Annotated in this window: 20 protein-coding genes and 1 riboswitch; of the genes, 13 read left to right on the top strand and 7 right to left on the bottom strand. The window is 58.0% G+C overall.

What is annotated here, in order from left to right; genetic code table 11:
• Window positions 1-19: 19 nt before the first annotated feature.
• Window positions 20-1,219 (bottom strand): tyrosine--tRNA ligase, encoded by a 1,200-nt coding sequence (tyrS, locus tag FHK95_RS18000; RefSeq protein ID WP_150306028.1) that lies wholly within the window; start codon window positions 1,217-1,219, stop codon window positions 20-22.
• Window positions 1,220-1,458: 239 nt separating this feature from the next.
• Between tyrS and FHK95_RS17995 the strand changes: the two genes are divergently transcribed.
• Together FHK95_RS17995 and FHK95_RS17990 are read left to right on the top strand one after the other, a co-directional pair.
• Window positions 1,459-2,922: a peptidoglycan DD-metalloendopeptidase family protein gene (locus tag FHK95_RS17995; RefSeq protein ID WP_150306027.1), complete on the top strand. Its 1,464-nt coding sequence runs from the start codon at window positions 1,459-1,461 to the stop codon at window positions 2,920-2,922.
• On the top strand, window positions 2,922-4,022 hold the full coding sequence (locus FHK95_RS17990) for an anhydro-N-acetylmuramic acid kinase (RefSeq protein WP_150306026.1): 1,101 nt from the start codon (window positions 2,922-2,924) through the stop codon (window positions 4,020-4,022). Before FHK95_RS17995 ends, FHK95_RS17990 begins: the two co-directional genes overlap by 1 nt.
• A gap of 3 nt (window positions 4,023-4,025) precedes the next feature.
• On the opposite strand, the gene FHK95_RS17985 is transcribed toward FHK95_RS17990, so the two are convergent.
• The 5 genes from FHK95_RS17985 to argC all read right to left on the bottom strand — a co-directional run bounded on the left by FHK95_RS17985 (window position 4,026) and on the right by argC (window position 7,922).
• Window positions 4,026-5,165, bottom strand: a complete 1,140-nt coding sequence (locus FHK95_RS17985) for an NnrS family protein (protein WP_150306025.1) — start codon at window positions 5,163-5,165, stop codon at window positions 4,026-4,028.
• 109 nt (window positions 5,166-5,274) lie between these two features.
• Window positions 5,275-5,628 (bottom strand): iron-sulfur cluster insertion protein ErpA, encoded by a 354-nt coding sequence (gene erpA / locus FHK95_RS17980; RefSeq protein WP_150306024.1) that lies wholly within the window; start codon window positions 5,626-5,628, stop codon window positions 5,275-5,277.
• Between the two features lie 70 nt (window positions 5,629-5,698).
• Window positions 5,699-6,100 carry a bactofilin family protein gene (locus FHK95_RS17975; protein WP_235906827.1) on the bottom strand — a complete coding sequence of 134 codons (402 nt, stop codon included), beginning with the start codon at window positions 6,098-6,100 and terminating at the stop codon, window positions 5,699-5,701.
• A 26-nt stretch (window positions 6,101-6,126) separates the two neighbouring features.
• Window positions 6,127-6,891, bottom strand: a complete 765-nt coding sequence (locus FHK95_RS17970) for a DUF6776 family protein (protein ID WP_150306022.1) — start codon at window positions 6,889-6,891, stop codon at window positions 6,127-6,129.
• The gene (gene argC / locus FHK95_RS17965) at window positions 6,888-7,922 is read right to left on the bottom strand and encodes an N-acetyl-gamma-glutamyl-phosphate reductase (protein ID WP_150306021.1); all 1,035 of its coding nucleotides are present in this window, start codon (window positions 7,920-7,922) and stop codon (window positions 6,888-6,890) included. The genes FHK95_RS17970 and argC overlap by 4 nt, the downstream gene beginning before the upstream one ends.
• A gap of 123 nt (window positions 7,923-8,045) precedes the next feature.
• Between argC and hemJ the strand changes: the two genes are divergently transcribed.
• The 3 genes from hemJ (at window position 8,046) to coq7 (ending at window position 9,588) form a co-directional block, all read left to right on the top strand.
• Window positions 8,046-8,468, top strand: coding sequence for a protoporphyrinogen oxidase HemJ (gene hemJ, locus FHK95_RS17960; protein ID WP_150306020.1), 423 nt, complete (start codon window positions 8,046-8,048; stop codon window positions 8,466-8,468).
• Window positions 8,469-8,549: 81 nt separating this feature from the next.
• A complete protein-coding gene (locus FHK95_RS17955; RefSeq protein ID WP_150306019.1) occupies window positions 8,550-8,888 on the top strand; it encodes a histidine triad nucleotide-binding protein in 339 nt (112 codons plus the stop codon).
• Between the two features lie 52 nt (window positions 8,889-8,940).
• Window positions 8,941-9,588: a 2-polyprenyl-3-methyl-6-methoxy-1,4-benzoquinone monooxygenase gene (coq7, locus tag FHK95_RS17950; protein ID WP_150306018.1), complete on the top strand. Its 648-nt coding sequence runs from the start codon at window positions 8,941-8,943 to the stop codon at window positions 9,586-9,588.
• Window positions 9,589-9,610: 22 nt separating this feature from the next.
• On the opposite strand, the gene FHK95_RS17945 is transcribed toward coq7, so the two are convergent.
• Complete coding sequence (locus tag FHK95_RS17945; protein ID WP_150306017.1) at window positions 9,611-10,033, bottom strand: OsmC family protein; 423 nt, start codon at window positions 10,031-10,033, stop codon at window positions 9,611-9,613.
• Window positions 10,034-10,271: 238 nt separating this feature from the next.
• Here FHK95_RS17945 and crp point away from each other — a divergent pair, with 238 nt between their 5' ends.
• The 8 genes from crp to FHK95_RS17905 all read left to right on the top strand — a co-directional run bounded on the left by crp (window position 10,272) and on the right by FHK95_RS17905 (window position 19,304).
• Window positions 10,272-10,916, top strand: coding sequence for a cAMP-activated global transcriptional regulator CRP (gene crp / locus FHK95_RS17940; protein WP_150306016.1), 645 nt, complete (start codon window positions 10,272-10,274; stop codon window positions 10,914-10,916).
• Between the two features lie 63 nt (window positions 10,917-10,979).
• Window positions 10,980-12,332, top strand: coding sequence for an adenosylmethionine--8-amino-7-oxononanoate transaminase (locus FHK95_RS17935; RefSeq protein ID WP_150306015.1), 1,353 nt, complete (start codon window positions 10,980-10,982; stop codon window positions 12,330-12,332).
• 4 nt (window positions 12,333-12,336) lie between these two features.
• A complete protein-coding gene (locus FHK95_RS17930; protein WP_150306014.1) occupies window positions 12,337-13,059 on the top strand; it encodes a 16S rRNA (uracil(1498)-N(3))-methyltransferase in 723 nt (240 codons plus the stop codon).
• Window positions 13,060-13,123: 64 nt separating this feature from the next.
• A complete protein-coding gene (locus FHK95_RS17925) occupies window positions 13,124-13,897 on the top strand; it encodes a sulfite exporter TauE/SafE family protein (RefSeq protein WP_150306013.1) in 774 nt (257 codons plus the stop codon).
• Window positions 13,898-13,963: 66 nt separating this feature from the next.
• Window positions 13,964-14,203 (top strand): exodeoxyribonuclease VII small subunit, encoded by a 240-nt coding sequence (locus FHK95_RS17920; protein ID WP_150306012.1) that lies wholly within the window; start codon window positions 13,964-13,966, stop codon window positions 14,201-14,203.
• Complete coding sequence (gene ispA / locus FHK95_RS17915; RefSeq protein WP_150306011.1) at window positions 14,196-15,083, top strand: (2E,6E)-farnesyl diphosphate synthase; 888 nt, start codon at window positions 14,196-14,198, stop codon at window positions 15,081-15,083. Before FHK95_RS17920 ends, ispA begins: the two co-directional genes overlap by 8 nt.
• A 94-nt stretch (window positions 15,084-15,177) precedes the next feature.
• Window positions 15,178-17,085 carry a 1-deoxy-D-xylulose-5-phosphate synthase gene (dxs, locus tag FHK95_RS17910; RefSeq protein ID WP_150306010.1) on the top strand — a complete coding sequence of 636 codons (1,908 nt, stop codon included), beginning with the start codon at window positions 15,178-15,180 and terminating at the stop codon, window positions 17,083-17,085.
• Between the two features lie 30 nt (window positions 17,086-17,115).
• A riboswitch (cobalamin riboswitch) is annotated at window positions 17,116-17,344 on the top strand.
• Window positions 17,345-17,492: 148 nt separating this feature from the next.
• Window positions 17,493-19,304: a TonB-dependent receptor domain-containing protein gene (locus tag FHK95_RS17905; RefSeq protein ID WP_150306009.1), complete on the top strand. Its 1,812-nt coding sequence runs from the start codon at window positions 17,493-17,495 to the stop codon at window positions 19,302-19,304.
• Window positions 19,305-19,390: the final 86 nt, after the last annotated feature.

The raw sequence follows: 19,390 nt of genomic DNA, 5'->3' as shown, positions 1-19,390 counted from the left end.
AGGCCTCTGAGTAAAGCCGTCAAGGCGTTTCGATGCGGATGCGTGCAAATTTCTTCTTGCCCGCCTGACATACGTATTCTGACCCCGGCTTGAACTCAAAGCTACGCTCGACAACAACTCCGTCAACCTTCACCGAACCAGCTGCCAGGAGATCCCGCGCTGCTGCGGCATTCTTCACCAACCCGGCTCGATTGAGCACAGCCGAAACGGGTAACGAATCAGCTGACTCCAGACAGATCTCTGGAATATCTTCTGGCAGCTCGCCCTCAGCTAGCCGGTTACCAGCCGAACGGTGAGCGTTTGCCGCCGCCTCCTCACCATGAAAACGCGCCACCAACTCCTCCGCCAGCTTGATCTTGATATCTCGCGGATTAGCACCACGCTCAACATCGGCACGGAAGCTATCAATCTCCGCCATGCTACAAAAGCTGAGCAGCTCGAAATAGCGCCACATCAAAGCATCTGGCATTGAAACGATCTTGCTATACATCTCGCCAGGCATATCATTGATGCCCACATAATTACCCAGTGACTTGGACATTTTCTTAACGCCATCCAGCCCTTCGAGCAACGGCATGGTAAGCGTCACCTGTGGTTCCTGACCGTACTGGCGCTGAAGCTCACGCCCCATCAGCAGATTAAACTTCTGGTCGGTCCCACCCAGCTCAACATCAGCCTTCATCGCAACCGAGTCGTATCCCTGTACCAGCGGATAGAGGAACTCATGGATCGCGATCGACTGACCACCCTTATAACGCTTATCGAAATCGTCCCGTTCCAGCATGCGGGCCACAGTGTACTTACCGGCCAACTGGATCATGCCAGCCGCTCCAAGCTCGTCCATCCATTCGGAGTTAAACAGGACCTGGGTCTTTTCCGGATCCAGGATCTTGAACACCTGCTCTTTATAGGTCTCGGCGTTGGCCAGAACCTGCTCACGGGTCAAGGGCAACCGAGTAACGTTCTTGCCCGAAGGGTCGCCAATCATCCCGGTGAAATCACCTATAAGGAAAAGCACCTCATGCCCTAACTCCTGAAACTGACGCAACTTGTTTATCAGGACGGTGTGCCCCAAGTGCAAATCAGGAGCAGTAGGATCGAACCCTGCCTTGATTCGCAGCGGAATACCGCGCTCAAGCTTGGCGCGGAGCTCGCTTTCAACCAGAATTTCTTCCGCGCCGCGCTTGATCAGCGCCAACTGCTCGTCAACCGGCTTCATGTGTCGGGGATCCTGTGGCTGTCTGGAATTAAAGGGGAGCAAACATTACAACATTGCCACTCAATTTCAAGCGCGGGTGGCCGATGACAGATTATACAGGCTGGGGAACGGCAGAAACTCGTCAAGCACACGCGTTGTAAAAATGACGGATGACGCACATTATGACTTGCGCCTGTTGAGTTTCAGTTATAATTTAGCAAGTTAGTCAACATTCCATAGAATCAACCACAAGAGCGCTTATGCCTCCTCAAAAGACAAAGACGCCGCGATATCCAAAAAGCCATATTATGGCGGCCAGCGGAATCGCTGCAGCGCTGAGTATTTTCCTGCTCGTCATCCCTACATCGGATGTCGAAGCGCGCCGGACGTTCGTTCCGCTTGAACTCGAAACGTCCCCTTCCATAGAAGCCCAGCCGTCCGTATCTGAACAACTGGATGCGCTGATTGGCGAGACAGTCACAATCGCTTCTCCGCTTCAACTGGCCAAGCCTGCTGAAGTTGCAGTTCAGGGTGAAGCGTCTCCCGCTGTACTCCAATCGCTAGCTCTTGCTCCGGAAGCTCCTCCCGCCGAGCACATCGAGGCTGCGGAACCGCCTCCAACTGACTGGATCAGCGTAACCGTCGCCGCAGGCAATACGCTGTCGGTCCTATTCAGCCAACTCGGCTTCTCAGCCGCTTCGCTGCACTCTGTGGTATCCAGCAGCAAGGATGCCCAACGGTTCACGCGGCTCAAGGTAGGCCAAGTTGTTGAGTTCAAAAAGGACGACGCTGGCGACTTATTGGCCATCCGCTCCAAGATCAACGACCTCGAGACAATCCGCCTTGAGCGCGAGGGTGATACTTTCGCCTTTACTTCCGACAGCGTTAAGCCTGAGGTGCGGACACGGTTTGCCAAGGGCGAGATCAGCAGCTCGCTGTTCCTCTCCGCACAACAAGCCGGCCTGTCGCACAACCTGACCATGCAGATGGCCAACATATTCGGCTATGACGTCGATTTTGCCAGGGAGATCCGCAAGGGCGACGCATTCGAAGTGCTATTCGAAGAGTTACACGTTGGTGAGAAGCGCGTTGGCACCAATAACATCCTCGCTGCTCGCTTCACCAACCGCGGCAAGATTTTTACCGCCGTTCGTTACACCGACAAGAACGGAAATAGCAGCTATTACCGCGCGGATGGCACCAGCATGCGCAAGGCCTTCATCCGCACACCGGTGGAGCTGGCTCGTATCAGTTCACGCTATAACCCGAATCGTCGCCACCCTGTACTGAAAACCGTGCGGCCCCACCGCGGCGTCGACTACGCAGCAGTGACCGGCACCCCGATTCGCGCTACAGGTGACGGTCGCGTAGTGCATGCCGGCCGCAAAGGTGGTTACGGCAACACTGTCGTCATCAAACACGGACAGAAGTATCAGACGCTTTATGCGCACATGAGCCGTTTCGCCAAGGGCCTGAACGCGGGTGACAACGTATCGCAGGGCCAGGTGATCGGCTACGTCGGCACTACTGGCCTTTCCACCGGGCCACACCTGCATTATGAGTTTCTGGTGAACGGCACCCACGTGGATCCGCTCAACGTAAAGCTTCCTGTATCCGATCCCATTCCCAAGGCCGAACGTACTGCCTTCCTGCAAGTCAGCAACACGCTCATGGCTAAACTGGATCAACAAGACAGTACTCAGCTGGCGTCTCTGGAAGAATAATGTCCAGGCTCTATGTCGGTATCATGTCAGGCACCAGCCTGGATGGTATCGACATCGCTCTGGTTTCCTTCGAAGGCCGACAGGCCACCTTGGTGGGCGCAATCTGCCTGCCCTTTCCCGAATCCCTACACAACGATCTGCTCTCCCTCTGTACAGCCGGACCGGATGAGATCCAGCGAGCCGGACGTGCCGGCATCGCCTGGGCGACGCTCGCCGCTGACGGAGTGAACGCGCTACTGGCTGAGCATTCTGTTGCTGCGGCGCAGGTCAGTGCGATTGGTAGCCACGGCCAGACCATCCGACACCATCCCGAGCTGGGCTTCAGCTGCCAGATCGGTGCCCCGGCATTACTGGCTGAACTGAGCGGTATTTCCGTTATTTGCGACTTTCGTAGCCGCGATCTGGCTGCTGGCGGCGAGGGTGCGCCCCTGGTGCCCGCTTTCCATCACTGGTTACTCGGCTCGCCGATGGACACCCGCGTACTCGTCAACATCGGCGGCTTTGCCAACCTTACAGTCTTGAAGCCTGACCATCCGGCGCTGGGCTTTGATAGCGGTCCGGGCAACGTGCTGCTTGATCACTGGATCACTCAGTATCGCGGCGAAGCCTTTGATCGCGATGGACAGTGGGCGCGTAGCGGAACGGCTGAAGACGCACTCCTCGTCCGCATGCTGCAGGACCCCTACTTCCAGCGTAAGGCGCCAAAAAGCACTGGCCGGGAATATTTCAATGCGTCCTGGCTGGATGATGTACTGGAACAAGCGGGAAAAACCTTTGCGCCTGCGGACGTTCAGGCCACTCTGCTTGAGCTGACCGCCCGGTCCATTGCACAGGACGTACGCTCCAACATCCCTGGCTCGGCTGACATCTACGTATGCGGAGGCGGCGCCCGCAACGGCTGGCTAATGCAGCGTCTTGCCGAGCTGCTCGCGCCAGCAGTCGTACAGACCACCCAGACATTGGGCGTCGATCCCGACTGGATGGAAGCAATCGCCTTCGCCTGGCTGGCATGGCGTTTCGACACGCGCGAGCCCGCTAATCTGCCTGCGGTAACTGGCGCACGTGGGCAGCGAATCCTCGGCGCGTTATATCCGGCCTGAGATTCAGGGTTTCAATGGGCGGTCGGGCACTTTCCGGAACCAGAGCAGAAAAACCAGCAAGCAGACAAACGCGACACTCCAGCTGATAGCAGCCAATACATGTATCCAAACTCCGGGAATCAGAGTGCCTGCGGCCATCCTGGCCACTGCAGCTACGCTGATCAAGCCGGTCGCGAGATAGATCGCCGGCGCGGCATTGGCGTCCTTCCGAGTACGCTGCGCCTGGCTGCGAGCCATGACAGTCAGCGTCAGGCTGCCCAGTGCACCAACGGTGATGCCGTGCAGGGCCGTCGACAATGGCAGCATATGGGTGAGCAGCGTCCAACCGATTACCGCCCAACCGATGACCAGCCAGATATAACCCGAGGTCAATGCGACCAGGTCGGGGCGATCCAGACAGCGCCAGACCGGCCAGCGGACCAACCGAACCAGGGCAACAGCTGAGGCTGCCACTAGACACAACCCAACGATTGGCTGAATCGCGACCCCCGGAAGCAGATTGACAATCAAAGCCAGAGCCAGCGACAGGAGTACCCAGCCTTCCAGGCGCGGCTGGAGTCGAGCGTGGAGTTCGCGCTTCTGTTTCAACAGGTGCGTCGCTATAGCGGGCGCCAGCATCCTTCCGCTCATGAAGAACATCAGCGCACTCAATAGCAAGACAGCCTCGAACAGCAATCCGTGCGCCGGGCCATTGTTCTCCGTCAGCAGCAGTGCCTGAAACAGGGTCGCAGCCACGCATAGCCCAAGCAAAATGGGCGCAAGGGTCTTATTACGCCACTTTTTCGCGCCGGCGAAACGCGGCACCACTTTAAAGGCAAGCACCGCCACAAACAGAATATTGATCAATGCCGACACGTAGCTCGTGGACCATCCGAGGAAAGCGATGCGCGCAGCCACCCAGAACGACAGTATCGACCACAACCAGCGCGGAGACTGAGGTCCGAGAACATAGCCCGCTACGACCGCCAGGGCGAAGCCGAACAACATTTCATAGGCGTGCCCCAAAGAACCGGTCAAACCCGGAGGAGCGGCTAGCAGACCAAACTGGGCCAGCACAGACCACGGCAGAATGAAGGCCCCATACGCGGTCGCGACGGGGAAGAAGAATAGACTGGCAAAGGGTTTTTTCGCTTGTTGGGACAAACCCTTTACTCCTGCTCCATGAGAGAGAGGGGTGTATCGTGCCGGAAAACGAACACCTGTTATCGATTCATCCCGTTATCGACGCGATGATAGGCTCGCTACCGAAGGGTCAGATAGAGAAGGATGAACCGCAACCACAGGTACTGGCGGCATTAGGGTTATTGATCACAAAGCGGGAGCCCTCGAGGCCTTCCTGATAATCGACCTCCGAACCGGCGAGGTACTGGAAGCTCATAGGATCCACCACCAGTCTGACACCGCCGCGCTCGACAATCGTATCGTCTTCGGCCAACTCGTCATCGAAGGTGAAACCGTATTGAAATCCCGAACAGCCACCCCCTGTAACAAACACGCGCAGACTGAGGCGCTCATTGCCCTCTTCTTCAATCAGGGCACGCACCTTGCCAACAGCGCTCTCAGAAAAATTCAGCGGAGTGGGAGTAAAAATTTCAGCAGTCGACATACAACCTCCAGCAGCGGGTACCGCAGCACAACAGACCCGATATTATGGTTAACCCGAGTCTTTTGGTCAACTATTCGCCAGGCTCGTTTCCGAGCGAGACCAGATTGACCGGCAATTCATCATCGGCCAACTCGTTGCCCAGATATTTTAGCTGACCGCTGATCTGAGCCCCCACCACCATTTCCATGAACCGATAATAGAGATCGCCGCTGATTCTGGCGTTCGCATCCAGTTCCAGACGCTCGAATGCGTGCACATCACCGATCACCTGACCGTTCACCTTGACGCTCGGCGCCTTGATAACCCCTTCCACCTGGCCGTGTTCACTGACACGGACCAATCCCTGCTCTGCCTCGATACTGCCAATTACGCGGCCGTCGACCTGCAACGCTCCCTGAAAGTGGATGTCGCCACGTACAACCGCATCCTGAGCGATGACGGTGGTTTTACCGCCGAATTGACTGATATCCATTTTTTTTAGTTTCCCGGTTTTCCACATCAGGATTTTTCTCCCGTTACTGTCCAGTCGAACATTTGCTCCACCAACGTCTTGCCGTCATGCTCGGCACGTAGACGCACACGTTTGGGTTGAAAGCCTTCCGGAAGCAATAATTCGGCTTCCCTGCCATTGGCCGGCACGACCTGAAAATAGCGAAAATCCAGCGCCAGCCCTTCATCATCTCCTGCCGCCGTCATGCTCGACAAAGGTATCACTACCTCTTCACCGTCCCGCGAGCCATGCACCTCAATAAAGAGTGTAGCCTGCGTGGTTTCACTTTCACTGCCGACTCGACTGACCATTACCTTGTAGCGAAACACATCAGGCCGTTCGGTGGACTGCAATTCGAAAGCCTGAAAACGCAAACCGGGCACCATGGCATTGGGTGCCAAGGCCCCCTGGTAAATCGCGAGATCCTGTTGCAACTTGAACAGCTGCTGCTCCAGATCAGTAATGATCTTGCGGCCATCCCTCACCGCTTCGCGGGCGACCAGCAGATCGACCTCCAATTGCTGGTACCGCTGCTGCGTCTGTTCCAACTCAGCCTGTACAACCTGATGACTGGAGCGCAGCTGCGTGTGGTTTTCCACCAGCTCGGAGCGCAAGGCGGCATCCCAGCCAAGCCAGGCAGCCGCCGGGAACGCGAGCAAAACACATACCCCCAGGATGCCTCTGGTGACGCGGGCGAACCGTGACTCCACCGGAACCACGGCCAGCCGATGCCCTCGCCGTAACGGAAGTCGGCGCAGCAACTGGTCGGTCAAGGCATCAGCGCCGGATGCGTCAGCCCAAGCGTTTCCTCGAGCCCCAGCGCGATGTTCATGTTCTGGATCGCCTGCCCGGATGCGCCCTTGACCAGATTGTCGATAACCGAGAGCACCACCACCAGGTCGCCTCCCTGTGGACGATGAACCGCCAGACGACACAAATTCGCGCCGCGCACGCTGCGCGTTTCAGGATGGCTCCCAGCAGGCATCACGTCCACGAAGGGCTCGCCGGCATAACGGTCAGTGAACAGCTTCTGCAGGTCGACAGCGTGATCCGTAACCGTGGCATACAGCGTGGCATGAATGCCGCGGATCATGGGGGTCAGATGGGGTACAAATGTCAGCCCCACCGGACCCCCTGCGGCCAGGCGCAGGCCCTGGCTGATTTCCGGAAGATGACGATGGCCCTTGACCCCGTAGGCCTTCATATTCTCACCGGCCTCTCCAAACAGGGCGCCAACGCTCGCGGTCCGCCCTGCACCGCTCACCCCGGACTTGCAATCAGCAATCAGTCGGGAGGTATCAGCCAGCCCGGCTTCGAGCAGGGGCAGCAAGCCGAGCTGCACTGCCGTCGGATAACATCCTGGAACCGCAATCAGCTGCGCACTGCGTATCGCCTCACGATTGACCTCAGGCAGGCCGTACACCGCTTCGCCAAGCAGATCGGCCGCGCCATGCGGCTGGCCGTACCATTGAGCCCATTCTGCGGCATCCTTCAGGCGAAAATCGGCGGACAGGTCAATGATGCGAACGCCGGTCGCCAGCAGCTCGGCGGCCATCGAGTGCGCCACGCCGTGAGGAGTCGCAAAGAAAACAACGTCGCAGGCGCCCAGTCGCTTTACATCCGGCACACTGAACACAAGGTCGTCATAGTGGCCACGCAGGTTGGGGTACATATCACAGACCCGAACACCCTCCTCCGAGCGGGAAGTAATGGTGACGACCTGCGCTTGCGGGTGCTGGGCCAGTAATCGCAGCAGTTCCACTCCGGTATACCCGGTGCCGCCGACGATGCCGATACTGATCATGATTGCTCCCTAAAACGATTGAACATGGCGATTAGACCTCTATGATAAGAGTCCGCTGGAGCAGATTACCAGTAAAGCCATCCCATCATTGGCACCTCGCCAAAACTTGTTAAGGAACTCCGGGTGTATCTCTGGATAAAGGCATTCCATATCATCGCTGTAATCACCTGGTTTGCAGGCTTGTTCTATCTACCGCGCCTGTTCGTTTATCACGCCACTGCAGATGACCGCCCGAGCCTGGAACGGTTCAAGGTCATGGAGCGCAAGCTGTACCGCGGCATCATGACGCCGTCTATGCTGGTCGCCGTCGCATTGGGCCTGTGGATGGTCATGCTGCAGCCCGGGTTTCTTGAACAGACGTGGCTCCACGCGAAGCTCACCCTGGTCGCCCTCATCATTGCCTATCATTTCAGCTGTGGCGCTCTGCTGCGTACCTTTGCCGCGGACCGCAATACGCGCTCACATGTCTTTTATCGGTGGTTCAACGAAGCCCCTGTGCTGGTATTGATCGCTATCGTGCTATTGGTAGTGCTCAAGCCATTCTGATCATGAAGCCGCGGCGCGCTGGTGGTTTTCCCGCCGAGGTTGGTTAAACTCAATCCATCAACTCTCCAGGAGGAGTATCCAGTGGACTGTCTGTTCTGCAAGATCGTCGAAGGCAAAATCCCGGCCAAGACACTATATGAAGATGACCAGGTCATCGCCTTTCACGACATCAATCCACAGGCACCTGTGCACTTTCTGGTGTTGCCCAAAAAACACATCGCCACCCTTAACGATATGACCGAAGACGACCGCGCGCTGGTCGGCCACATCATCTATGTCGGACAGAAACTGGCGCTGGAGCTAGGCTGTGAGCAGGGTTTCCGCACGGTGTTCAACTGCAAGGAGTTTGGCAGCCAGTCGGTATACCATATCCACCTGCATGTACTGGGTCAGCGGCAGATGGGCTGGCCACCGGGCTAAGCGCAGCACGCCCTGTATGAAACCCGCACTATCCATGTTCAGGAGCTAAGCGATGAGCGCTTCTCGTCATTACAGTCTTGTCGATCGACTACTGGTTCAAGCTGACCAGTCGCTACGCACCTTGATTCCGGGGGCTGCTCAGGCCAACCGGCCGTCGCCGGCGCAACACATTACCAGTGACCATGTGGCGGAGAAGGATCGGCGCCATATCGCTGGTCTCATGCGAATCAATCATACCGGTGAAGTGTGCGCGCAGGCCTTGTATCAGGGGCAGGCGCTCACAGCGAAGCTCCCGGACGTGCGTGGCAAGATGGAGCAGGCCGCAGCCGAGGAAATCGACCATTTAGCATGGTGTGAGCAGCGGCTGCGCGAGCTGCGCAGCCATCCTAGTGTGTTCAACCCGTTGTTCTATGGTCTGTCGTTCGGCATGGGTGCTGCGGCGGGGATGGTCAGCGACCGGATCAGTCTCGGCTTTGTCGCCGCTACCGAACAGCTGGTCGAAAAACACCTCGACGACCACCTGACAGAGCTTCCCGAAGACGACCTCAAGTCACGCGCGATCCTCGAACAGATGCGCGAAGACGAGATCGAACACGGTAATCAGGCATTGGATGCGGGGGGAGCCATTTTCCCGGCACCAGTAAAAATGGCTATGCGATTGATGTCACGGGTGATGACCAAGGCCAGCTACCGCACCTGAGTAGCAGCTGGCTGGGATAGACTCAGCTTACTTCGATGATCTCGTAGTCATGCGACATCTTTACGCCAGCGCGACCAAACATGATTGAAGCGGAACAGTATTTCTCCGCAGAAAGCTCGACCGCGCGTTTAACGTGCTGCTCCTTGAGGTTCTTGCCACTCACGATGAAATGCACATGGACCGCCGTGAAGACTTTTGGCTCGGTCTCGGCGCGCTCACTTTCCAGCACCGTTTGCACATCCCGAATGTCCTGCCGCGCCTTGCGCAGGATGCTCACCACGTCATAACTGGCGCACCCGCCCAGACCGATAAGCACCGTTTCCATAGGTCGAACACCCATGTTTCGCCCACCCGCTTCAGGCGGACCATCCATTACCAACGTATGACCGCTGCCGGATTCGCCGATAAACATCGCCCCATCTACCCACTTGATATGCGCTTTCATATGCTCTCCAGCGGCACCAATTCACAGTTTGAAAGAAAGGCAGAATAACACAGGCCAAACGGCCCAGTACCGCTATGGCCATTTGCTGCAGAACTGGACATAATCTGATTTGGTCTCGGATATGAGGCTGCAGGGATGCGAGGCATCCTTTGGTAAGGACCACAATTACGGAGCAAAGGGATAGTCCGGTATTTTTGTCCAAGGACCCAGTTCACCAGCCCACTGCAAGGACACACACATGGTTGCTATAGCCCCCATTCCCAAAATAAAAAACATCGACGCCTATCTTTCATATTGTCATCGTCGCCGCTTCGCCGCGCGCAGCACCATCATCCACGCTGGCGATTCTTCCGAAACCCTCTTCTATATCGTTAAAGGCTCAGTGACCATCCTCATCGAGGATGAACACGGGCGCGAAATGATCATCGCCTATTTGAACCAGGGCGACTTCTTCGGCGAAATGGGCCTGTTCGATCAACACCTGGCGCAGCAGGATCGCAGTGCCTGGGTGCGCGCCAAAACGGAATGCGAGGTGGCCGAGATGAGCTACAGCAAATTCCGTGAACTGGGCCAACGCGATCCCGAGTTGCTGTATGTCATCGGTCGCCAGATGGCCGAACGTTTGCGCAACACAACACGCAAGGTAGGCAACCTCGCTTTCCTCGATGTAACGGGTCGCGTCGCAGGCAGTCTGCTTGAGCTGTGTAAACAGCCCGATGCCATGACCCATCCAGACGGCATGCAGATCAAGATCACCCGACAGGAGATCGGTCGCATTGTCGGCTGCTCACGGGAGATGGTCGGACGGGTACTGAAGAATCTTGAAGAGCAAGGCCTTATCGATGTAAAGGGTAAGACAATGGTGATCTTCGGCACCCGCTGAGCTCTGCAGCAGCCCGAGTGCTCATGTACAATCGCCGCATCATTTCCTGATGGTGAGGCGATTATGGGCTTGAACAATGAATGGATGCAGCGCGATATTTCCGTGCTCTGGCATCCGTGCACCCAGATGAAAGATCACGAGCACATGCCGGTCATTCCAATCCAGCGGGGTGAAGGCGTATGGCTGCATGACTTTGAGGGCAATCGTTATCTCGACGCCGTCAGCTCCTGGTGGGTCAATATTTTTGGGCATGCCAATCCGCATATCAATCAGCGGATAAAGGATCAGCTCGATACCCTTGAACACGTCATTCTCAGCGGCTTCAGCCACCCGGCTGTAATCGAGTTATCCGAACGCCTGGTTCAGATGACCCCTGCTCCGCTGACCCGCTGCTTCTATGCCGACAACGGTTCATCCTGCATCGAAGTTGCTTTGAAGATGAGCTTCCATTATTGGCTGAACATCGGGCAACCACGAAAAAAGCGCTTTATTACGCTATCCAACAGCTATCACGGCGAGACGCTCGCCGCTCTGGCCGTGGGCGACGTAGCACTCTACAAGCAAACCTACGAACCCCTGTTGATGGACGTAATCACCGTACCCTCGCCCGATTGCTATCAGCGCGAGGAGGGCGTCAGCTGGGAAGCCCACAGCCGACAGATGTTCGAGCACATGGAGAAGTCGCTCGCAGAGAACCACGAAGAAGTCGCTGCAGTCATCGTCGAACCTCTGATCCAGTGCGCCGGTGGCATGCGTATGTACCACCCGGTCTATCTCAAACTACTGCGCGAAGCCTGTGATCGCTATGGCGTGCATCTGATTCACGATGAAATCGCCGTCGGCTTCGGCCGCACTGGCTCGATGTTCGCCTGTGAGCAGGCCGATATCAGCCCGGATTTCCTATGTCTGTCCAAGGCATTGACCGGCGGATACCTGCCCATGGCGGTGTGCCTGACCACGAACAAGGTCTATGACGCGTTCTACGATGAATATGAAAATATGCGCGCCTTCCTGCATTCCCATAGTTACACCGGCAATCCACTGGCGTGCGCGGCGGCGCTGGCGACCCTGGACCTGTTCGAACAGAACGATGTGATCCAGGCCAATCGCACCCTGGCAGCGCATATGCACAAGGCCACCAGCCATTTCGCTGACCATCCACACGTTGCAGAGGTGCGCCAGACAGGCATGGTTCTGGCAATCGAACTGGTCAAGGACAAGCGCAGTCGTACGCCCTTCCCCTGGCAGGAACGCCGCGGCATCCGCGTTTACCAGCACGGCCTGAAGAACGAATCACTGCTGCGCCCGCTGGGCAATGTGGTGTATTTCATGCCTCCCTACGTAATCACTCCGGATCAGATCGACCACCTGGCAAGCGTGGCCTGGGAAGGCATTCAGTTAGCAACCCGGGACTGATCGCATGCGCGTATCTCGCTTTTATCTGGATCAGCCACTGACTGAGGGCGAGCTGTCGCTCACCGGCGATACCGCCCATTACATTGGAAGGGTGCTTCGCCTGGCGCCTGGCGCACCTGTACAGGTATTCAATGGTTCAGGCCAGGAGTGGTCCGGCGACATTACGCAGATCAGCAAGCGCGAGGTTGTGGTGCGGCTGGATGCGCCCACACCCGGCTTGCCGGAATCCGCTGTGCGCATTCATCTCGGTCAGGCCATGTCCCGGGGTGAACGCATGGACTGGGTCATCCAGAAAGCGGCCGAACTGGGCGTGGCAGAGATCACCCCGCTGTTTACCGAACGCTGCGAAGTCAAACTGCAAGGTGAGCGCGCAGACAAGCGGCAGAGCCACTGGCAACAGGTCGCTGTCAGCGCATGCGAGCAATGCGGTCGCAGCGTGGTGCCGAGAGTCAACCCGCCCACCTCAATGGATGACTGGCTCGCCAGTGTCGATGTCGAATTGCGGCTAATACTGCACCACCGTACCGACCAGAGTCTGAAAAGCCTCCAGCCACCTGCAAGCCTTGCTCTGTTGATCGGTCCGGAGGGTGGGTTGAGCGCTGATGAAATTAGCCGCGCCGAAAAGACCGGCTTTCTCGCCACGCGCTTCGGTCCTCGAGTGCTGCGTACAGAGACCGCTCCGGTTGTCGCTCTGAGCGTTGCCCAGTATCTTTGGGGCGACTTTTAGCAGGGATCGCGCCCTCGACTTGTCACGGCGGGATGAAACAGCGGTTAGCTGAGCTAAGGAGCACATGGATTTCTGGCACGTAGTACTGATTGCTGTGGGCGGTTTTGCCGCCGGTGCCATGAATGCACTGGCAGGCGGAGGCACCTTTTTCTCCTTCCCTGCCCTGCTGGCTGCCGGCATCGCGCCGGTCAGTGCCAATGCTACCAACGCCGTCGCGTTATGGCCCGCCAGCCTGTCCGCCGCCATCGCCAACCGCCGGGTATTACGCCGATTGCCGCTGCGTAGCTATCTGCTGCCACTCATGGTCGCCGCCTTGATCGGCGGTTTACTGGGTGGTCTGGTGCTACTGATCACCACTGACCAAACCTTCACGCTATTGATTCCCTGGTTGCTGTTGACCGCCACGCTGCTGTTCACCTTCAGCAGGCAAATCAGCCGGCTGGTCCGCAAGGGCGACGACCTGTACAACAACAACCAGATTGGACCGACAGGCTTTATCTGCCAGTTACTGGTATCGATCTACGGGGGCTTCTTTGGAGCCGGAATGGGCATTCTGATGATCGCCAGCCTGGCCATCTCGGGCCGTACCGAGGTGCTGGAAATCAATGCCATCAAGAACCTGATGTCGTCCACCATTTACAGCGTCGCGGCCGTGACCTTCATCGTTGCTGGCGCCGTACACTGGCCGGCCTTGCTGATCATGCTGGTGGGAACAGTCAGTGGTGGCTATGCGGGCGGACTATTTGCGCGCGCTTTGCCGGATGCCTGGCTACGCTGGCTGGTGATCGCCATCGGCTGGAGCCTGAGCCTGTATTACTTTTATGACGTATATGTCTGATTGACCCCCCCGACGGGCTTGGGTAATGTTTCAGCCCGAGCGGATCAGCCCAACCGAGGTACCACCATGGCCCGAAAGAAACCCATCGATTTCGAGCAGTCGCTAAGCGCACTACAGCAGCTGGTCGAACGCCTGGAAAGCGGCGAGCTCAGCCTGGAAGACTCGCTCGCGGCCTTCGAGCAAGGTGTGGCACTCACCCGCGACTGCCAACAGGCACTGACGCAAGCGGAACAGAAGGTTCAGCAACTGGTGGAGCAGAATGGCACCCCGACCACATTGCCGCTGGATAGCAACCCGAATGACTGATTTCGATCACTACCTGTGCAGCTGCCAGTCCCGCATCAACGATTACCTGACCCGGCGCCTCGACAATACCCATCCCCGCCTCGAACAGCTGTTCTCGGCCATGCGTTACAGCGTGACCATCGGTGGCAAACGCGTGCGCCCATTATTGGTCTACGCCAGCTGTGAAGCGCTCGACGGTCAGCGGGAGCAGGCCGATGTTGCAGCTGCTGCAACCGAACTGATCCACGCTTACTCACTGATTCATGATGATCTTCCGGCCATGGACAACGACGATCTGCGTCGTGGCCAGCCCACCTGCCATCGCGCCTACGACGAAGCCACCGCGATACTCGCAGGCGATGCCCTGCAAGCCCAGGCCTTCGAATGGCTCAGTGACGCCCAGCACATCCCGGCCGAGACCCGTCTGCGCATGGTTCAGGTACTCGCCGCCGCTGCCGGACCACGCGGTATGGTCGGCGGACAGGCAATTGATCTCGCCGCCGTGGGCCAGCACGTGGATGTGCAGACGCTGGAAGATATGCACCGCCACAAAACCGGAGCCTTGATAGGCGCCAGCATTCAGCTTGGCGCACTGGCCAGCGGCAAGGCGTCGGAGCAGCAGCTACTCGCACTGAATGAATATGCCGGCGCCATCGGGCTGGCCTTTCAGGTTCAGGATGACATCCTCGACGTCGAAAGCGACACCAGCGTGCTCGGCAAGCAACAGGGCGCCGACGCCGCCCGTGACAAACCGACCTACCCTGCCCTGTTGGGCTTACAGGGAGCCCATGATCTGGCCGCCGCACTGCGTGACCAGGCAATCGAGGCCCTGCAGCCCTTCGATGCTGGCGCAGATCGGCTACGTCAGATAGCGGACTATATAATCAAACGCCAATTCTGACCCGCCGGCAAGCCAAGGTTGGGCTATCGACCCGCATCGGGTAAACTACTCGTTTATTTCTTGCCACCGGGCGTGGCCCCAAGAGCCCTGTTTGATGCCTAGCACTTTCCACGAGATACCTCTTGAGCGTCCCAGCACTCCGCTGCTGGACAGCATCAGCGACACTGACGTGCTACGCGGCATGGATGAAGAATCCCTGCCCCAGCTGGCGAACGAGTTGCGCGCCTTTTTATTGTGGACCGTCGGTCAGACCGGCGGGCATTTTGGTGCCGGCCTGGGCGTCATCGAACTAACCGTCGCTTTACATTTTGTTTATCAGACGCCAGAGGACCGCCTGGTGTGGGATGTAGGCCATCAGGCCTATCCGCACAAGATTCTGACTGGCCGCGGCGAACTGATGCGCACTCTCAGGCAAAAAGATGGCCTGGCAGCATTCCCTCGTCGCACCGAAAGCCCCTACGACACCTTTGGTGTCGGCCATTCCAGCACCTCTATCAGTGCGGCTCTGGGCATGGCGATAGCCGCCCGTCTGCAAGGCCTGGATCGCCGTACGGTGGCCGTCATTGGCGATGGCGCGATGACCGCCGGCATGGCGTTCGAAGCGCTGAACCACGCCTCCGAAGTCGACGCCGACATGCTGGTGGTATTAAACGACAACGATATGTCGATTTCGCGAAACGTCGGCGGATTGTCCAACTACCTGGCAAAGATCCTCTCCAGTCGTACCTACTCGCACATGCGCGAAGGCAGCCGCAAGGTGCTTTCCAAGATCCCGAAAGCCTGGGAGCTGGCGCGGCGCACCGAAGAGCACGCCAAAGGCATGCTGGTACCGGGCACCCTGTTCGAGGAACTGGGCTGGAACTACATCGGCCCCATTGACGGGCATGACCTGCCACTACTGGTCAGCACGCTACGCAATATGCGTGCGCTGCCCGGCCCGCAACTGCTGCACATCGTCACGCAGAAGGGCAAGGGCTTCTCCCCCGCCGAAGCCGATCCCATTGGCTACCACGCTATTACCAAGTTTGAGCCCACACCTGCCGCTCAGGTCCCCAGCGGGCCGTCGAAGCTGAAATATTCCGCGGTGTTCGGTCAATGGCTGTGCGACATGGCCGCACTCGACGAACGCCTGGTGGGTATTACCCCGGCTATGAAGGAAGGTTCGGATCTGGTCGACTTCAGCGAGCGCTTTCCGGATCGCTACTTCGACGTTGCCATCGCCGAACAACATGCCGTGACGCTGGCGGCGGGCATGGCCTGTGATGGCGTCAAACCGGTGGTCGCGATTTACTCGACCTTCCTGCAACGGGCCTATGACCAGGTCGTACACGACGTTGCGGTGCAGAACCTGGATGTGCTGTTTGCCATCGACCGCGCCGGACTGGTGGGCGAAGACGGCCCGACACACGCCGGCAGCTTCGACCTGTCATTCCTGCGCTGCCTGCCGAACATGATGATCATGGCGCCAGCGGACGAGAACGAAACCAGGCAAATGCTGACGACCGGCTTTCTGCATAACGGTCCAGCAGCGGTTCGCTATCCACGTGGCACGGGAACCGGCGTGGCAATCGATGCGATGCTGAAGCCGTTGCCCATCGGCAAAGGCGTCGTCACCCGTCAAGGCAAGCAAGTCGCCATTCTGTGTTTTGGCACCTTGCACGCCAATGCGCTGGTCGCGGCCGAAGCGCTCAACGCAACGGTCGTCAACATGCGCTTCGTCAAGCCATTGGACACCGAGCTGGTCAATCGGCTGGTTGAGCAACACGCGTTATTAGTGACGCTTGAGGAGAACGCCGTCATGGGCGGTGCCGGCAGCGCAGTCAATGAATGGCTCATGGCTCAAGGCATCAATCAGCCGGTCCTCAATCTGGGTTTGCCGGATATCTACGTCGAACATGGCAAGCCCGCCGAAATGCTCGCTGAATGCGGGCTGGACGCAGCAGGCATTGAACGTTCGATTCGTAACCGGCTCTCACTCCCGCCCCTTATCCATCTCGCTTGACCTCTACTGGCAAAGCGCCTAGAGTCCTCTGCGCTTCCAGTCGCACTGGGTGCCTGGCAGCTCACACTGCCAGGTGAAACGGGAAGTCGGTGCAACCCCGACGCTGCCCCCGCAACGGTAAAGGATCGCAGGCTCGCCTGCCGGTAATGTCATCCGCCACTGTGTCTCGTACATGGGAAGGCGACATTATCCTGGGGATTTTCATTAAGAGAATCCCACTATCCTGAGCCCGGAGACCGGCCCTGTGCGAAGGGTCTGTTCGGTGCAATGCCCTGTGGGCGGCGTGCCCGACGGATTCGTAGCTGAGGTGTCGCGGAGGGCGTCACCCGGTCGGTGCATGCTGCCCTCCGTCACAGGCAACTCCACTGGCTCCTCGCCCTCCTCAAAAGTTGCTTTTGAGGATCAACATGAACAAGTTCGCCCTGTTTCTTCCCGCCATGCTGGCGTCCGCCGTTGCAGCAGCCAATAGCCTCGACTTGCCGGATACGGTCATTACAGCCTCGCGTATGGCGCAGTCCAAGACCGCAAGCCCCGCAGTCAGCAGTGTATTCAACCGCGCCGATATAGAACGACTGCAGCCATCCAGCGTTGCTGATCTGCTGCGCCGTGTACCAGGCGCTTCGCTGACCCCCAATGGCGGTACCGGGAGCCTGACCACACTGTCGTTACGCGGGACCAGTGCAACCCAGACGCTGGTGCTGGTCGACGGGCAACGCATCAGTAGCGCTTCGGCGGGCCAGCCGAGTCTCGAGTTTCTGGATATCGAACAGATTGAGCGTATCGAAGTGATCCGCGGTCCTCGATCAGCCGTTTACGGATCTGATGCGATCGGCGGCGTGATACAGATTTTCACGCGCCAGGGCGAGCCCGGTCTTCGTCCGCGACTCAAACTCGGAATCGGCTCCAATCAGAGCTTTATCCGCAGTGCTGGTGTTTCCGGCGGGAACGAGCGCACCACCTTCGACCTTGGCGCCACGCTCAGCGAAACAGCCGGTATCGATCGCACCCGCCATAACACAGGCGGCGATGAAGACCGCGACGGCTTCCGTAACCGCGCCTTCAATTTAAGTCTCAACCACCACTTCAGCGACAGTCTTAGCGGTGGCATCAAGCTCGCAGAACAGACAGGCAATACGGAATATGATCTGTTCGGAAACCCAGAGGACGACTTCGCGCTGAGTACAGTCGCGACGCACCTGCAGTGGGATATAAGTGAAGCCTGGACAACCCGTCTGGAGGCCGGACACGCTGAAGATAAGCGCGACAGCATCTATGACCTGGCCACTTACACCTACAACACCTACCGCGACTCAGCCAGTTGGCTGAATACCTTGAACCTGGGTGATCAGCATCGACTGCAACTGGGTCTGGACTGGTATGAGGATCGCCTGCGGAGCAATTCCGACTACATACAAACCGAGCGCTACAACAATGCCGCTTTTGTTCAGCATCACTTCGAGGGAGAGCGTTTCACCACCGAGTTTGGCTGGAGGCATGATGATAACGAGCAGTTTGGTCATCAGAATTCGCTAAACGCCGCCGTCATCGTGCCCATGACCGATACCCAGCAACTGGTCGCCTCGTACGGTGAAGGCTTCCGCGCCCCGACCTTCAATGACCTGTACACCAGTTTCGGCGCTAACCCGCTACTCCAGCCCGAACAATCAAAGACCTATGAACTGCAATGGCGCGGCCAGTCCGAGGGCGCCGAATTACAGGTCGCAGCGTTCCGCACCGATATCGACGAGATGATCCTCCTCGATCCTTTCTACACGGCGCAGAACATCAGCCAAGCGCGTATACATGGTCTCGAAGCAAGCTTCGGCAAGCGCTTATTCGGCTGGGACACCTTGGTGGCCGCTGCCTGGCTCGACCCACGTGAGCGCAGTACCGGGAATCAACTGCCACGTCGTTCCAAACGAACGCTGAGCCTGGATGCAGATCGCCAGCTCGGTTCATTCGGCGTTGGTTTCAGCGTGATTGCCAACAGTGAGCGATTCAATGATCGCGAAAACGAGCAGCGACTGCCCGGCTTTGGCACCCTGGAACTGCGTGGCCATTGGCGCGCGACGTCCAATCTGCGGCTGGATGCCAAGCTCAGCAACGTGCTTGAGCGCGATTATGCGGTGGCGAATTACAGCGCAGACGGTCGAACCTATGCGTACCAGGAGGAAGGGCTGAACGCTCAGCTCGCCGTAATTTGGACGCCAGAAATCTAGCCCCCATACATCCGGCAGTAACTCGCTGCCGGATGATTAATAGACAGATTCGCAGCCGCCTCAGCGCTCTGACGCTTTCGATAACT

This window comes from Pseudomonas saliphila (genome assembly GCF_008638345.1).
Taxonomy (GTDB): Bacteria; Pseudomonadota; Gammaproteobacteria; order Pseudomonadales; family Pseudomonadaceae; genus Halopseudomonas; species Halopseudomonas saliphila.
This window is presented reverse-complemented; position numbering and strand designations above follow the sequence as displayed.

Bases quoted from the DNA above. Each gene is read 5' to 3' on its own strand.
- FHK95_RS17920 (WP_150306012.1), top strand. From the start codon at position 13,964: ATGGCCCGAAAGAAACCCATCGATTTCGAGCAGTCGCTAAGCGCACTA.
- FHK95_RS17990 (WP_150306026.1), top strand. From the start codon at position 2,922: ATGTCCAGGCTCTATGTCGGTATCATGTCAGGCACCAGCCTGGATGGT.
- FHK95_RS17975 (WP_235906827.1), bottom strand. From the start codon at position 6,100: ATGGATATCAGTCAATTCGGCGGTAAAACCACCGTCATCGCTCAGGAT.
- crp (WP_150306016.1), top strand. From the start codon at position 10,272: ATGGTTGCTATAGCCCCCATTCCCAAAATAAAAAACATCGACGCCTAT.
- FHK95_RS17945 (WP_150306017.1), bottom strand. From the start codon at position 10,033: ATGAAAGCGCATATCAAGTGGGTAGATGGGGCGATGTTTATCGGCGAA.
- argC (WP_150306021.1), bottom strand. From the start codon at position 7,922: ATGATCAGTATCGGCATCGTCGGCGGCACCGGGTATACCGGAGTGGAA.
- FHK95_RS17925 (WP_150306013.1), top strand. From the start codon at position 13,124: ATGGATTTCTGGCACGTAGTACTGATTGCTGTGGGCGGTTTTGCCGCC.
- tyrS (WP_150306028.1), bottom strand. From the start codon at position 1,219: ATGAAGCCGGTTGACGAGCAGTTGGCGCTGATCAAGCGCGGCGCGGAA.
- FHK95_RS17930 (WP_150306014.1), top strand. From the start codon at position 12,337: ATGCGCGTATCTCGCTTTTATCTGGATCAGCCACTGACTGAGGGCGAG.
- FHK95_RS17935 (WP_150306015.1), top strand. From the start codon at position 10,980: ATGGGCTTGAACAATGAATGGATGCAGCGCGATATTTCCGTGCTCTGG.
- FHK95_RS17995 (WP_150306027.1), top strand. From the start codon at position 1,459: ATGCCTCCTCAAAAGACAAAGACGCCGCGATATCCAAAAAGCCATATT.
- ispA (WP_150306011.1), top strand. From the start codon at position 14,196: ATGACTGATTTCGATCACTACCTGTGCAGCTGCCAGTCCCGCATCAAC.
- FHK95_RS17905 (WP_150306009.1), top strand. From the start codon at position 17,493: ATGAACAAGTTCGCCCTGTTTCTTCCCGCCATGCTGGCGTCCGCCGTT.
- erpA (WP_150306024.1), bottom strand. From the start codon at position 5,628: ATGTCGACTGCTGAAATTTTTACTCCCACTCCGCTGAATTTTTCTGAG.
- coq7 (WP_150306018.1), top strand. From the start codon at position 8,941: ATGAGCGCTTCTCGTCATTACAGTCTTGTCGATCGACTACTGGTTCAA.
- dxs (WP_150306010.1), top strand. From the start codon at position 15,178: ATGCCTAGCACTTTCCACGAGATACCTCTTGAGCGTCCCAGCACTCCG.